General features: G+C 56.0%; 15 protein-coding genes. 11 read left to right on the top strand and 4 right to left on the bottom strand.

The window, feature by feature from the left end; genetic code table 11:
* Genes C1J02_RS14440 through C1J02_RS14430 form a run of 3 tightly spaced genes read left to right on the top strand, consistent with a single transcriptional unit; the run spans position 1 to position 1,891 of the window.
* Entirely contained in the window at positions 1-1,293 is a 1,293-nt protein-coding gene (locus tag C1J02_RS14440; protein ID WP_114879199.1) for an adenylosuccinate synthase, read from the top strand.
* Positions 1,294-1,307: 14 nt separating this feature from the next.
* Positions 1,308-1,532: a DUF2842 domain-containing protein gene (locus tag C1J02_RS14435; RefSeq protein ID WP_114879198.1), complete on the top strand. Its 225-nt coding sequence runs from the start codon at positions 1,308-1,310 to the stop codon at positions 1,530-1,532.
* Positions 1,529-1,891 (top strand): glyoxalase superfamily protein, encoded by a 363-nt coding sequence (locus C1J02_RS14430; RefSeq protein ID WP_114879197.1) that lies wholly within the window; start codon positions 1,529-1,531, stop codon positions 1,889-1,891. The genes C1J02_RS14435 and C1J02_RS14430 overlap by 4 nt, the downstream gene beginning before the upstream one ends.
* Positions 1,892-1,963: 72 nt before the next feature.
* On the opposite strand, the gene C1J02_RS14425 is transcribed toward C1J02_RS14430, so the two are convergent.
* Positions 1,964-4,135 (bottom strand): hypothetical protein, encoded by a 2,172-nt coding sequence (locus tag C1J02_RS14425; protein WP_114879196.1) that lies wholly within the window; start codon positions 4,133-4,135, stop codon positions 1,964-1,966.
* Positions 4,136-4,273: 138 nt separating this feature from the next.
* Between C1J02_RS14425 and C1J02_RS14420 the strand changes: the two genes are divergently transcribed.
* A complete protein-coding gene (locus tag C1J02_RS14420) occupies positions 4,274-4,984 on the top strand; it encodes a thiamine diphosphokinase (protein WP_114879195.1) in 711 nt (236 codons plus the stop codon).
* Here the strand turns inward: C1J02_RS14420 and C1J02_RS14415 are convergent.
* Both C1J02_RS14415 and C1J02_RS14410 read right to left on the bottom strand, forming a co-directional pair.
* Positions 4,920-5,846 carry a DMT family transporter gene (locus C1J02_RS14415; RefSeq protein ID WP_114879194.1) on the bottom strand — a complete coding sequence of 309 codons (927 nt, stop codon included), beginning with the start codon at positions 5,844-5,846 and terminating at the stop codon, positions 4,920-4,922. The genes C1J02_RS14420 and C1J02_RS14415 overlap by 65 nt on opposite strands.
* Before the next feature lie 188 nt (positions 5,847-6,034).
* Complete coding sequence (locus C1J02_RS14410) at positions 6,035-7,438, bottom strand: diguanylate cyclase (RefSeq protein ID WP_114879193.1); 1,404 nt, start codon at positions 7,436-7,438, stop codon at positions 6,035-6,037.
* A 97-nt stretch (positions 7,439-7,535) separates the two neighbouring features.
* Here C1J02_RS14410 and C1J02_RS14405 point away from each other — a divergent pair, with 97 nt between their 5' ends.
* The 3 genes from C1J02_RS14405 to C1J02_RS14395 all read left to right on the top strand — a co-directional run bounded on the left by C1J02_RS14405 (position 7,536) and on the right by C1J02_RS14395 (position 10,207).
* Positions 7,536-7,820 carry a DUF3572 domain-containing protein gene (locus C1J02_RS14405; RefSeq protein ID WP_114879192.1) on the top strand — a complete coding sequence of 95 codons (285 nt, stop codon included), beginning with the start codon at positions 7,536-7,538 and terminating at the stop codon, positions 7,818-7,820.
* Entirely contained in the window at positions 7,817-8,530 is a 714-nt protein-coding gene (locus tag C1J02_RS14400; protein WP_254693108.1) for an HAD family hydrolase, read from the top strand. The genes C1J02_RS14405 and C1J02_RS14400 overlap by 4 nt, the downstream gene beginning before the upstream one ends.
* Before the next feature lie 117 nt (positions 8,531-8,647).
* A complete protein-coding gene (locus C1J02_RS14395) occupies positions 8,648-10,207 on the top strand; it encodes a trimethylamine methyltransferase family protein (protein WP_114879191.1) in 1,560 nt (519 codons plus the stop codon).
* A 13-nt stretch (positions 10,208-10,220) separates the two neighbouring features.
* Here C1J02_RS14395 and C1J02_RS14390 read toward each other — a convergent pair whose 3' ends face one another.
* A complete protein-coding gene (locus C1J02_RS14390) occupies positions 10,221-10,703 on the bottom strand; it encodes a GNAT family N-acetyltransferase (RefSeq protein WP_114879190.1) in 483 nt (160 codons plus the stop codon).
* A 201-nt stretch (positions 10,704-10,904) separates the two neighbouring features.
* Here C1J02_RS14390 and C1J02_RS14385 point away from each other — a divergent pair, with 201 nt between their 5' ends.
* The 4 genes from C1J02_RS14385 to C1J02_RS14370 all read left to right on the top strand — a co-directional run bounded on the left by C1J02_RS14385 (position 10,905) and on the right by C1J02_RS14370 (position 14,239).
* Positions 10,905-11,492 carry a heme NO-binding domain-containing protein gene (locus tag C1J02_RS14385; protein ID WP_114879189.1) on the top strand — a complete coding sequence of 196 codons (588 nt, stop codon included), beginning with the start codon at positions 10,905-10,907 and terminating at the stop codon, positions 11,490-11,492.
* A complete protein-coding gene (locus C1J02_RS14380; RefSeq protein ID WP_254693107.1) occupies positions 11,489-12,529 on the top strand; it encodes a GGDEF domain-containing protein in 1,041 nt (346 codons plus the stop codon). The genes C1J02_RS14385 and C1J02_RS14380 overlap by 4 nt, the downstream gene beginning before the upstream one ends.
* An 85-nt stretch (positions 12,530-12,614) precedes the next feature.
* The gene (locus C1J02_RS14375) at positions 12,615-13,325 is read left to right on the top strand and encodes a GntR family transcriptional regulator (protein ID WP_254693106.1); all 711 of its coding nucleotides are present in this window, start codon (positions 12,615-12,617) and stop codon (positions 13,323-13,325) included.
* Positions 13,322-14,239 carry a dihydrodipicolinate synthase family protein gene (locus tag C1J02_RS14370; RefSeq protein WP_114879187.1) on the top strand — a complete coding sequence of 306 codons (918 nt, stop codon included), beginning with the start codon at positions 13,322-13,324 and terminating at the stop codon, positions 14,237-14,239. The genes C1J02_RS14375 and C1J02_RS14370 overlap by 4 nt, the downstream gene beginning before the upstream one ends.

Below are 14,239 nucleotides of genomic sequence, written 5' to 3'. Positions count from 1 at the left end.
ATGGCCAATGTCGTAGTAGTCGGCGCGCAATGGGGCGACGAGGGAAAAGGCAAGATTGTCGATTGGCTGTCTGAGCGTGCTGATGTGATTGCGCGTTTTCAGGGCGGGCATAATGCGGGTCACACGCTGGTCATTGATGGTGAAGTTTTCAAGCTGAGCCTGTTGCCCTCTGGCATTGTGCGCGGCGGCAAGTTGAGCGTGATTGGCAACGGCGTGGTGCTGGACCCTTGGCATCTGGTCAAAGAGATTGCCGGTCTGCGCGGACAGGGCGTCACGATCACCCCGGAAACTCTGATGATTGCAGAGAATACGCCGCTGATCCTGCCGATCCATGGCGAACTGGACCGCGCGCGCGAGGCGCAGAATTCGGTCGCGAAGATTGGCACCACGGGGCGCGGCATTGGCCCGGCATATGAGGATAAGGTCGGTCGGCGTTCGGTGCGGGTGGCCGATCTGGCCGATGAAGCAACGCTGGAACTGCGGGTCGACCGCGCGCTGGTGCATCATGATGCGTTGCGCCGGGGGCTGGGCCTTGACCCTGTGGACCGTGACGCATTGCTGGCGCAATTGCGCGAGATTGCACCATCCGTGCTGGAATATGCAGCACCAGTCTGGAAAGTGCTCAATGAAAAACGCAAGGCGGGCAAGCGGATCCTGTTCGAAGGGGCGCAGGGTGCGCTTTTGGACATCGACTTTGGCACCTATCCGTTTGTGACATCTTCCAACGTGATCGCAGGGCAGGCGGCGACCGGGACCGGCATTGGCCCCGGTTCCATCGATTTTGTTCTTGGCATTGTCAAAGCCTATACGACACGAGTGGGAGAGGGGCCGTTCCCGGCAGAACTGCATGACGCCGACGGTCAGCGCCTGGGTGAACGCGGTCATGAATTTGGCACTGTGACAGGCCGCAAACGCCGTTGTGGGTGGTTTGACGCCGTATTGGTCCGCCAAACCTGTGCGACCAGCGGCGTTAATGGCATCGCCTTTACCAAGCTTGATGTGCTGGACGGGTTTGAAACGTTGAAAATCTGTGTTGGCTATGATCTGGATGGCACGCGTCTTGAGTATTTGCCCACAGCGGCTGATCAACAGGCGCGGTGCACGCCGATATACGAGGAAATGCCGGGCTGGTCTGAATCAACCGAAGGCGCGCGGTCCTGGGCGGACCTGCCGGCCGAAGCGATCAAATACGTGCGCCGCGTTGAGGAATTGATCGAATGCCCGGTCGCCCTACTTTCTACGTCACCGGAACGCGAGGATACCATTCTGGTGACCGACCCGTTTGCGGATTGAACAAAGGATACCGCATGGCACTCAGCTATAAATCACGCAGACGCTGGGCGCTGATCATTCTATTGATTGGTTTGCCGCTTTATATCGTTGTGGCTCTGAATGTGGTGGCGTTGTTCGATCGGCCCGGCATTTTGCTGGAGCTTGTGATCTATCTGGGCCTTGGCATCCTGTGGGCGATCCCATTTCGCTTTATTTTCAAGGGGATCGGTCAGGCAGAGCCGGATGCAGAGAAGAAATGAAACCACCCGTTCCCATCTTGCGCAGCTTTGATGAGACGGCAACACGCGCCTTTTATCTTGATTTCCTTGGCTTTGAATTGGTGTTCGAACACCGTTTTGAACCTGACACGCCCCTTTACATGGGTGTGAAGAAAGGTGATTGCGCGTTGCATTTATCCGAGCATTTTGGCGATGCGACACCGGGTACCACGCTTAGGATCGAGGTGGCCGATGTGCATGGATTTGCAAAGGATCTGAACGCCAAGAACTATCGAAATGCGCGGCCGGGCGTCCAGCGTCAGCCTTGGGGGTGGGATGATATGTCCATCAATGATCCAAGCGGGAACAAATTGATTTTTTGCACGCCGAATGATCTTTGATCTAAAGGGGCCTGAAACAAAAAAAGACGGCACAAACTGCGCCGTCTTTCCTCATACCTTTATGGCTTGGCCTTAGCTGGCTGCGCGGTGATCGGGTCGATACCCGATGTCCTCCGATACCGTAAAGCGGCCTCCTTTGATCTTTTCGATCTTGCCTGCGCGCAACAATTGACCAAATGACCGCAGCCCGTCTTCGCGGCTAAAGCCATCCTCGGGATTGACCTGACGCACCTTCGTCATCAGCTGTGGGCGTGAAAATTGCTCGCGCCCTTCGACAAAGGACATATAGGCGGCGGCTGCTTCAAGCAGCTGCGGCAATTTGGTCGCGCCCATTTCAGCGGCGTAATCGGCAAAGCTTTCGCCTTCGGGGGCTGGTTGTGTGGTTTCCGCCATCGCAGCTACGCGGCGCGGACGCACTGGGCCTGCCTGATGCGGCTGGTCGATATCAATGCGCTGTTCAGCGACCAGTTTCAGCGGCGCGGGGCGCGCATCGCCGGGGCGTTCGGTGCGAGATGAGCTGCTGACAGGGCGGCGGGGCCGCACAACATCAGCCAGGTCATTTCGGTATGCGTCGTCGTCCTTGGCCTCATCATCGGACGCGCCCATTGCCACATCTGCTTTTGTGGCGGCAACGGCCGCGCGCAGATGGGAAAAGGCACTGCGACGTGTGGCACTTTCCGGCTCACCCATTTGATGATCCGTTTCGGCCAGCAAACGATCTATGTCCTCGCTTCTGGCGTCGTCGATGGAAGGCAGCACATGGCGCGCTGTCGCGGCGGCGGGTGCCTCTTCGGCTTCTTCCTCGTCGTCCAGCTCGTCGATCGTTGCTGTGTCTTCCGGCGACATATCCGCTTCCAATTCAGCCAATTCGTTGGCCAATTCGGCTTCGGCTTCGGCTGACAGTGAGGATTTTGCCGATTTGGCGGGGGCCATGTCATCCAGTGACGGACGGTCCGCTTCATCATCCTGTTCGTCGTCATATTCCTCAAGATCACCGTTTTCGATAGCGGCCTCAAGATCGGCACGCTTTACCTTGATAACACGTGCGCGGGGCATGGGTGCGTCATCGTCATCGTCATCGAAATCATCTTCGTCAGTGAGAGTGTCAGCTTCATCAGCGTCTTCAGAGACAACTTCAACACCATGGTCCTCAAGGGTATCACCGTCAATTTCATCCTCGTCGTGACCGTTTTCATCAAACAGATTGCTCAATGTGTCATCTGATGCCTGAGAGACAGCAACAATATCTTTGTCTGTATCTGCAATTTCCGCGGCCTCTGCGGCGTCCAGGCGACCAAGGATTGTAGAAATATCGTCATCGTCGTCTTCTTCGTCGATGTCCTGATCGGCCAGGTCTGCCGCCTCATCTGCGTCCAATGCATCCTCGATATCGCGGCGCACATTTGCCATGAGATGATCAGGCGCGACCTGCGATGCACCCTCGTCGTCGGCATGCTGATCTTCGACAAAGCCGTCTTCGTCGTCGATTTCGTCATGCTGAGCGACCACAGCACGAATACGCTGAAGTTTGGCTGCAATACTATTGTTCTGGGTGTTCTTCTGGTCTGGAAGGGGCGCAACGTCTTCTGCCGCAAGATCCTCATCTTCATCTTCGATCCCGGGTGCGTCAGTGGAATTTGCGAAAAACGCTTCAGCATCTGCATCGGGCTGACCCGCTGCAACGTCATCATGATCTTCGACGGGGGCCGATGCGACAGCTTCTTGATCCAAATCAGCCTCTACCACAGGCTCTTTGGCAGCCTCGACTTTGGGCTCATCAGCATCTTTGTCGGTCTGGATATCTGTGGCGGTAGTGCGGTCCGCTTTGTCTTCCTTGAGGTCAACTTCGGCATGGCGCGTTGTGTTTGCGTCACGTGCTACCGATGCCGCAACAGCCGCTGCGACATTGGCGGTGTCTGCAATGGGTTCGTCTGCAGTCTCTTCGCGCAAAAGGGCCTGAGGCGCAGTTGGCTGCTCCTCGGACCGGTTTTCGATCGCGGACAAGTGAATTTTGCCATCATGCTGATGCGCTTCGACGCGGCGTGAAATCTCTTTTTGCGCAATCCGCGCCAGCATCTCTGCATCTGGTTGCGGGGGTTCTGCGCCAAAATACGGGGCGTCCGAGGACAGACCACGGAAATATTCCGCAATCGCCTTCATCGTGCCAAAAGAATCGTCAAACCCCTCCAAAGTGCATGAAAAGGTGCCATAGGATACGGTTAATATTTTATTATTACTCATCATCGGATGCTCGTCCTCTGCGGTTCTGCAGTGTATCGTTTACCACGTTGTCCAAGACCAAAGCGGCCCGAATCTGTGCCCTTGAACGTATCATTTCGTGGCGACATTGTGATCTGTTTCCGAAAAGGGCAGTAATTTGCCATGATTAAGCCCATTGTTCACGATATCGCGCCGATTGTTCACACTCTTCATCCAATCACTCTTGTGGGTGGAGGGCAGGCTACGCCGGAAGACCTGCATACTTCACTGAATTTTGCGCCGCTTTGTGTGGCGGCAGATGGGGGGGCAGCTTTGGCCCTCAGGGCAGGTGTCGAACTGGCCGCTGTGATCGGTGATTTCGACTCAATCCCCGCAGATATTCTTGCACAGGTTCCGCGCGCGCGCCAACACCACATTGCAGAGCAGGACAGCACAGACTTCGAAAAAGCGCTGCTCCGGATCGACGCGCCATTGATTCTGGGTGTCGGATTTTGTGGCGCGCGTGTGGATCACCAGCTTGCCGCATTTCACACATTGGTCAAGTTCGCACACCAGCCCTGCGTTTTGCTGGCCGAGGATGAGCTGATATTCCTGGCCCCACCGGATATGACGCTGCCCAGCATTCGGGGCGACACGATTTCATTGTTTCCAATGGCAACAGTTTCAGGACGCAGCACCGGGTTGGAGTGGCCTATTGATGGGTTGGAGTTCAAACCGGGGCATCAAAGTGGGACGTCAAACCGCGCAAATGGGACGGTACGCATCGAAATGGACGGGCCCGGCATGCTGATGATTGTACCAAGGCGGCTTATTCAGCCGGTTGTTGAACACCTGTCACGGCAGGCGCACGGGCGATGGCCTGTTCGCGAATAATGACGTAAAGGCCCGCAGCGATTGTGATCAGGATACCAAGAGAGGCGAGCGGATCCGGCAAGTCCTGGAAAATCGCGAAACCCAAAAGCGTTGCAAACGGAATTTCGAGGTATTGCATCGGTGCCAGAGTGGTCGAGGGCGCATAGCGCAAAGACCAGGTCATCAACAGATGCGCGACCGTGCCGAGAGTGCCGATTGCAATGAGCAGCGCCCATTCCTGGGCATTTGGCACGATCATATCAAGCGCCGCAATGTTCACCCAACCGCCGATCCAGATCAGTGGCACCATGACTGCAACGGCCATCACGCCGCTCACGGCCTGCAATCCGATGGGGTCGGTTTCTTTGGCAATTTGGCGGGTGATCAACATAAAGACAGAGAAGTTTACCGCGACGAAAACAGGCAAAAGAGCCGGCCAACCCACTGTAATAAAACTGGGTTTTATCACCAGCAATGTGCCACTGAACCCCACAACACAGGCCAGCAGGCGGCGGTATCCAACTTCTTCGTTCAAGACATATTTGCCGAGGATCAGCATGATGAACGGCATGACGAATGCAATTGCGACCGCATCAGCAAGCGGCAGATATTTAAGCGCTGTGAACATCGCGCCAATGCCCAGGATGTGCAGCAATGTGCGCAAAAAAGTCAGCGCAAGGATACGCCCGCGCATGCGCCACAACCGCCTTGTCGCCAGAACCACGGGAATGAGGATCAAAGCCTGCAACGCAAAACGGATCAGTACAACCTGAGCCAACGGGACCGACGTGCCCAACATTTTTGCAATAGCGTCCCCGATGGGGGCCACAATGCAAAACCCCAACATCAGGGCGATTCCAAGGATTGGTCTGTCATGGGTCATCGCGCCACGCTAATGCGAGTGTTAATGTTTTGCAACCTTTGGTTGCGGTGGTTAATCCAACGTTAACTTTTTGCCGGCGATGGCTGACAATCCAATGGATCCTCGCGAAAATTTGGGCAACATAACTTGCAAAAATACGATCCAGCCGTCTGGGCCGAACCTGCGAAGCCAGGTCTCGGACCAACAATCTATGCGGCTGGGCGGCTCAATGTCACCTGATTGCGACCGCGCATTTTGGCTGAATAAAGTGCCTTATCTGCATGATCAAGAAGGGTTTCTCCATCATCCAAGAGTGGCTGGTCGTCGCCGGTCAACACACCCCCAATGGCCATGCCAATGCTGATTGTCACGGCGATGGGCTCATTGCTGCCGGGAATGTCAAATGGGTATTGGCTGATGTCGTTACAAATACGGATGGCAGCCAAACGCGCATCCGCAAGTGTGGTGCCGGGCATCACGATCATGAATTCCTCGCCTCCGATACGGGCGACCATATCTACTGCGCGCATCGAGCTGCGCAACCTTTGCGCGACTTCGGCCAGAACGGAATCACCTGAGGTATGACCATAAAGATCATTGATGCGTTTGAAGTGATCCAGATCGGCCACCATCACTGCAAAAGGGCGTCCGGTACTGCAGGCATGTTCGGCAATCCGGGTCAGATGTGGCATCGCATAGCGGCGGTTGTGCAAGCCGGTTAGGGGGTCGACCACGGCCGCTTTCAGCCCAGTGCGCACGGTGGCGCGCATCTGCTCGCCCATCCGTTTGCGCCGCGACAGCGCCTTGAGCCGCAGCGCCAGTTCCGCAGGTTCAAACCCATCTGTCATCAGATCATCTGCACCTAGATCCAATGCATTGGTTGCCAGCGCGGGATTTGGCGTGGTCTGCAGGACCAGCACGCCTGCGTGCCGGGTGCTGGCATTTGCGCGCAGTGTCGAAATGAGGTTCAGCGCCATCGTCCCCTCTTGATGGTCGGGCGGCAAGACCAGTACAAAAATATCCGGTATCGCCTCTTTCTCAATCGATTGCATGGCGTCTTTGGCCGTGGCGCAGATCAGTCTGGACCCCATCAAAGGTCGCAATTGCGCGACCCAGCCCAATGTACTGGCCTGATCCGAACTGACAAAAACACAATGGCCCATAGGCTCAAATTCAGTTGAGGGTTCTGCCAGACCCAATGCCCGGCTGGTGTCTTCACGCATTTGCCATTCCGCAGCGGCATTATGCGCCCGGATCAAGCTGCGCACGCGGCCCAGCAACAACGTGTCATCGACCGGCTTGAGAATGACGTCATGCACACCTGCCTCAAGGGTGGCCATGCGGGTATCGGTGTTCGCGCGGCAGCCGATGGCCATAATGGGGATATGTTCGGTCAGGGATGATTTTCGCAAGACACCGCAGAGTTCAGCCGCACCGCCATCGGGCAGGGACAGTGCGCAGATGATCAATTCAGGGCCATGTTGTCGTGCCAGATCAACAGCCTCAGCAACCGAGGATGCCTGCACAACCTGATAGAATGCCGAGGCCAGTTTGACCTTCAGCACGATCCGGTTGGTTGCTATCGCATCGACGATGAGGATTTTGCCCTGCACGACGTCACCCTTGCGCTGTAAAATTACATTTCATGCTTCTGTAATTGTGCCTATTGGTTAACAAAGCGTTTCCACCCTCGCAAAACGGACTGAGCACATGACATATACGCGGGATTCCGCCGAAACTCTGGCGCTGCAAGCGCTGGGTTGGCTGGCGTCAAACGATGACCTGCTGCCAACATTTCTGGCCAGCACCGGGGCGTCCGAAAATGATCTGCGCTCACGGGCGGCTGATCCGGTTTTTCTGGGGGCGGTGCTTGATTTTCTGATGATGGACGACGCCTGGGTGATCGCATTTTGTGATGGTATTTTGCTGCCCTATGATCGCATCATGCAGGCGCGCGCGGTGTTACCGGGGGGCGATGAGGTGAATTGGACATGATGAAAGACAGACTTGAAATCAAAGGCTTGATCTTTGACAAGGATGGGACCCTGTTCGATTTCGCGGCCACGTGGGAGGCCTGGGCTGTGGCGTTTCTGCTGCGGGCGGCACAGGGCGACACAGATCGCGCAATTCACGTGGCATCCCATATCGGGTTTGATTTTCAGGCGCAGAAATTCGACCGCAACAGCGTGGTCATTGCCGGCACCCCCGGCGAGGTTGCCGCCGCGCTCAAGCCGCATTTTTCACACCTTTCTGATGTCGGTTTGCTGGAAATGCTTAACGAAGAGGCTGAAAAAGCACCGCAACGCGAGGCTGTTCCGCTCATGAAGTTGTTAACAGATCTGAGGGGGCGTGGATTAAAGCTGGGGGTCGCCACGAACGACGCGGAAAGCCCTGCGCGCGCCCATCTTAATCAAGCAGACGTCACTCCGATGTTTGACTTTATCGCGGGCTTTGACAGTGGGCATGGCGCGAAACCTGCACCGGGGCAATTGCTGGCATTTGCAGCACAGACCGGACTGCGCCCTGACACGATTGCCATGATCGGCGACAGCACCCATGATCTGCGCGCTGGCAGGGCGGCGGGTATGACTTGCGTGGCTGTCCTGACCGGACTTGCGACCGAAACAGAGCTTGCCCCGCATGCGGATGCGGTGTTGCCTGATATCGGCCATCTTCCCGCGTGGCTGGACGGGGCGGGCCACTAGACCAACTTCGCGGATTATCGTCCCTCTTGATAGGAAAGCGACACGTGCCGTCGCATACGGAAATGTCAGTCGCACGGGTGTAAGGCCTTCTGGTGTCAGGTTTCAGGAGGACACCAGATGGCAAATGCACCCAAACGCAGAACACGTCACGGCGGGCGCGCAGGTGCCCAGGATCGGCGTGGCAGTGCGGTCATCGAACAGATGCCATGGAACCCGCCGATCAACATCGATCGACCGACAGAACCGCTGGGCCCCGAAGGGGTTGAGGCGATCCATGATGGCGCGATGCGGATATTGGAAGAGATCGGGATTGAATTCCTGAACCCTGAGGCGCTTGATATCCTGACCAAAGCAGGCTGCACCGTGAACGGTGAAAACGTGCGCATGGGCCGTGATTTTGTGATGGAATGGATCGCCAAAGCGCCGTCAGAATTCACCCTGACCCCGCGCAACAAGGACCGCAAGATCACCATCGGCGGCAAGAACCTTGTGTTTGGCAACGTGTCCTCGCCGCCGAACTATTTCGACATGGCAATTGGAAAAAAGGTCCCCGGCACCCGTGAGATGTGCAAGGATCTGCTGCGCCTGACCCAGTATTTCAACTGCATCCACTTTGCGGGTGGCTATCCGGTTGAACCGGTGGATGTGCATGCGTCTGTGCGCCACCTTGATGTGCTTTTTGACAAACTGACCCTTACTGACAAGGTCATGCATGCCTATTCGCTTGGCAAAGAGCGCGTTGAAGACGTGATGGAAATGGTGCGTATAGCCAATGGCTTAACACATGAAGAATTCGACAATACACCGTCGATGTATACCAACATCAATTCGACCTCACCGCTGAAACACGACTATCCAATGATGGATGGCTGGATACGGATGGCGCGGCGCGGGCAGGGGTTGGTTGTGACACCCTTTACGCTGGCGGGCGCGATGGCCCCGGTCACGATGTCCGGTGCCGTGGCGCAATCGCTGGCCGAGGCGCTCTGCGCGGTCGTCCTGGCACAGATCGTACGGCCCGGCTGCCCTTGTGCGATTGGCACGTTTACATCAAATGTCGACATGAAATCCGGCGCGCCGGCATTTGGGACCCCGGAATACATGCGCGCCACCCAGATGACCGGACAATTGGCGCGGTTTTATGACCTTCCGATGCGCTCATCGGGAGTTTGTGCGGCCAATGTGCCGGACGGTCAGGCGATGTGGGAAACCTCAAACTCGCTTTGGGCTGCGGTGCAGTCTGGCACCAACATGGTCTATCACGCGGCGGGATGGCTTGAGGGCGGGCTGATTGCGAGCCCGGAAAAATTCATCATGGATTGCGAGGTTTTGCAACAAATCCAACGCTATATGCAGCCCGAGATCTGCGCAACAGGTCCGGATGAGATTGCGCTGGACGCGATAAAATCCGTGGGCAATGCGGGGCATTTCTTTGGCATCCAGCACACGCAGGACCGCTATACCACGGCATTCTATCAACCGTTTCTCAGCGACTGGCGCAACTTTGAAGGCTGGGAGGTCGCAGGCGGCATCTGGACCGCGGAGCGCGCGCATCACATGTTCAAAGAGATTATGGCAAGTTTTGAAGCCCCCCCGATGGACATCGCGATCCGCGACGAATTGGCGGATTTTGTCGCGCGCCGGAAGTCTGAGGGCGGCGCGCCGACGGATTTCTGAAGCATCAGCTACGCTAAGAAAGGCACCCTTGGGCGCTTTGGATATCTTTTTGCATGAATACGCTTTCAGGGTCTTCTAAATACGCCCCAAAAGGCGGGCAGTAAGAAAATCCAAGTTTTTCATATAGATTGCGGGCTGCTTTGGAGGCGTCCCTGCTACCCGTTTCCAAATAAAACGACAATATTTCCTGCTGTTTAGCATGTGCAATGACGTGTTGAACAAGTTTGGCCCCAATACCATGACCACGTTCGGTTGCCAAAACGTGCATACTCTTCAATTCTCCTGCCCGGGTGCCGAACTTCTTAAGACCAGCAATCCCCAGACATCTGTTGCCGAACCAGGCCGCAAAGAGCTGCACATCACTTTGGCTATGTTCATCAGCGGTCAGGTGATGATTGCTTTCAAACGGGTAATGTGAATTTCCATACGCGATATGTGCGTCAATCAGGTTACGCACATGTTTATTTCGAGGGTTGGTGATCTGAATTGTCAGCATACTGATGGGTCTTTTTTGGAAAAAATGTTGTGGTTCCAAAAGCCGCAGTCGAAACGGCTTTTTCGATCATTTCAGCTTTGGGTGCGAAACGGTTTTACCAGCGGCGCGCATTATCCAAAATATCTAAAATCCCATATGTCAGCTTTATCTTAACCCCTGCCGCCGCATCCTGGCTTTGGGAAAATTGGGAATGAGGCAGCCATGCACGGGCTTATTAACCGCAGCATACAGAGTTTTGTTTGCGACAGTTACGGGACAGACATCTGGATTGATCTGATCCAACGGGCCGATCTCGACTTTGTCGAGTTTGAGGCGATGTTGACCTATGATGATGCGCTGACACCGCTGGTTCTGGATACCGTGTCTGAGGTGCTGGGCCGTCCGCGTGGCGACGTGATGGAAGACATCGGCACCTATCTCGTCTCGCATCCCAGCTTTGAAGCTGTGCGCCGGCTGTTGCGATTTGGCGGCGTCAATTTTGAAGATTTTCTTCATTCGCTGGATGACTTGCCGGACCGGGCGCGGCTGGCGGTCTCTGATCTGCATCTGCCACGCATTGAGTTGCGCGAACACGGCGAAGGACAATTCAGCCTGATCTGTGACGCGCCTGTGGCAGGTTATGGCCATGTGATGATGGGTATTTTGCGTGTGATGGCCGATGATTATGGTGCATTGGCCCTGCTGGAACATACAGGCAGCGGGCAAGGCATCGAAACGGTTTCAATTGTATTGATTGAAGCGGAGTTTTCTCAGGGGCGCCAATTTGATCTGGGGGCGCGGGTCGGATGAACGCGTTGCTATGTACCGATGTGCTTGACGTATTGTGCCCGATGCATCTGACGCTGAATGCAACGGGTCATATCACCCACGCCGGGCCGACCATCCAAAAAATGCGGGCGGATGTGCCGATGGTGGGGCAGCGTTTCCTGGAGGTTTTTGTCGTCAAACGCCCGCGTTCCATCGCAGATATGAATGACTTGCGTCAGGCAACCGATCTGAAGCTGCATCTTGAATTGCGCGACGCACCCCGAACGGAGCTGAAAGGCATCATGGTGCCTGCCACTGCTGCGGATGGCAGCATGATTGTAAATCTGTCCTTTGGCATCTCAATCCTTGATGGCGTGCGGGATTATTCGCTGACCAATGCGGATTTTGCGGCAACCGACCTTGCCATTGAAATGCTTTATCTGGTTGAGGCAAAGACCGCCGCGATGGAAGCATCGCGGCGGCTAAACCTGCGGCTTCAGGGGGCCAAGATTGCCGCCGAGGAACAGGCGTTCACGGATACGCTGACGGGGCTGAAAAACCGCCGGGCAATGGACACGGTTCTGTCGCGTCTGGTGGCGGGCAATTCATCATTTGCCGTGATGCACATTGATCTGGATTATTTCAAAGCGGTCAATGACACGCTTGGCCATGCAGCAGGTGATCACGTTTTACAGAACGTTGCACGGATCATGGTTGAGGAAACCCGTGATACGGATGTGGTGGCCCGGGTGGGCGGCGATGAATTCACCGTCATTCTGCCTGATGTGCGCAGTGACGATATCTTGCGTCGCGTGGGGCGGCGGATCATCGACCGTCTTGAAGAGCCTATGCCATTTAACGGCCAAGAGTGCCGCGTGTCGGCCAGCATCGGCACCGTCTGGATACAATCCGGCGATCATCCGTCAATGGAGGCGCTTTTGTCGAATGCGGATGTGGCCCTTTACGCATCCAAGCATGCTGGCCGCGCGCGCCAGACATTATATTCCCCTGAATTGCGCGATTCTGCCAACGCTGGCATCCTGCCTATTGGGCGAAGTGAGAGGCTCAACAAGCACTAAAGAATCATTGTACACAAATTGTATTCAATGTTAAACCTGCCCAGACTCATCCATTGAGTCGCTTTTCTGATGGCAGGGGATGACCGTGACACCCAAACATTCAAAATCTGACGTTCTGCATTATTTGCGGCACGCGATCCTGACCCAGAAACTGGCCCCTGGTGCCGATCTGGATGAGGCGACGCTGTCAGAGACTTGGGGCCTGTCGCGCACGCCTTTGCGTGATGTGTTGCGCCAGCTTGCCGGGGAGGGATATCTGGATATCCGCAAAAACCGCGGTGCACGGGTCTCTGAGATGAGCCATCGCACCTTGCGCGACTTTTTCCTGGCGGCCCCGATGATCTATGGTGCAGTGCTGCGACTGGCCGCGCAAAACGCGCAGGACTTGCAAATCGGCGCGCTGAAAGATGCGCAGCGCGCTTTTAAGGCGGCCCTGCGCGGGGGGGATATTGCCGCACGTGCACTGGCAAACAATCATTTTCACGAAATCACCGGAACGATGGCGGGCAATATTTATCTGTTGCCAAGCTTCCAGCGCCTGCTGATCGACCATGCCCGCATTTCGATGACGTTCTTTCGCCCACAAGACAGTGAAATGGCGGAGAACCTGACCCTCGCCAGCCAGCAGCATGACGCGATCATCGCCGCGATTGAGGCAGGCGATGAAGACGCAGCAGCTGCCCTTGCAGTCGAACATTGGAACCTGTCGCGTGGCCGGATCGAACAATTTGTCATGCCCAGCGGGCTTGACCTGCAACTGGGTGCCGCCACGTCGCCCAAAGTGAGGACGCTATGACACCGATATTCAAATTCGAGGGGATCTATACCCCGATTGTCACGCCGTTGAACCCTGATGGCACGTTCAATCATAATGCTTTGGCTGATCAAATCGACCATCTTATTGAGGCGGGGGTGCATGGCATCATTTCGGGCGGCTCCACCGGGGAAAACTATGCCCAGACGGTTGAGGACAGGCTGGCGCTGGCAAAGTTCACCAAGGAGCGCATAAAGGGCCGCTTGCCACTGATTGTCGGGACCGGTGCGATGCGCACACCTGACTCGGTGGCTTTGGCGGCTGGTGCCCGCGACCTCAAGGCGGATGCGATCTTGCTTGGCACGCCGCCATATTCGGTGCCCACAGAACGCGAAAATGCGCTTAATGCGCTGGCCATTGACCGGGCTGCGAACCTGCCTGTCATGCTTTACAATTACCCCGGTCGCATGGGCGTGAACATGGGCCAGGAATTCCTCGACCGGGTGGGGCGCAGCCGAAATATCTACGCAATCAAGGAAAGCAGCGGCGATATCAACCGGGTGCATCTGCTGGCCCGTGATTATCCACATATTCAAATGTCCTGCGGCATGGACGATCAGGCGCTTGAGTTCTTTGCATGGGGCGCGCGGTCCTGGGTTTGTGCCGGGTCCAACTTTTTGCCGGACGAACATGTGGCGCTCTACGAGGCCTGTGCGGTGCAGGGGGATTTTGCCAAAGGCCGCCGCATCATGTCCGCCATGATGCCGCTGATGCGGGTGCTCGAACAGGGCGGTAAATTCGTGGCCTGCGTCAAACACGGCACCACAATGGCTGGCATTGATACCGGCGGCATGATGCCACCGCTCAAACCGCTGAACAAAGATGACAAACGCAGCCTGGAACAGGTTGTGCGCGTTTTGAAAACAACCATCGCACACATTCAGGCAGAGGGGTAA

The sequence above is a fragment of the Sulfitobacter sp. SK011 genome (assembly GCF_003352065.1).
Classification (GTDB): domain Bacteria; phylum Pseudomonadota; class Alphaproteobacteria; order Rhodobacterales; family Rhodobacteraceae; genus Sulfitobacter.
Note: the sequence above shows the minus strand (reverse complement) of the source record. Positions and strands in the feature narration are given on the sequence as shown.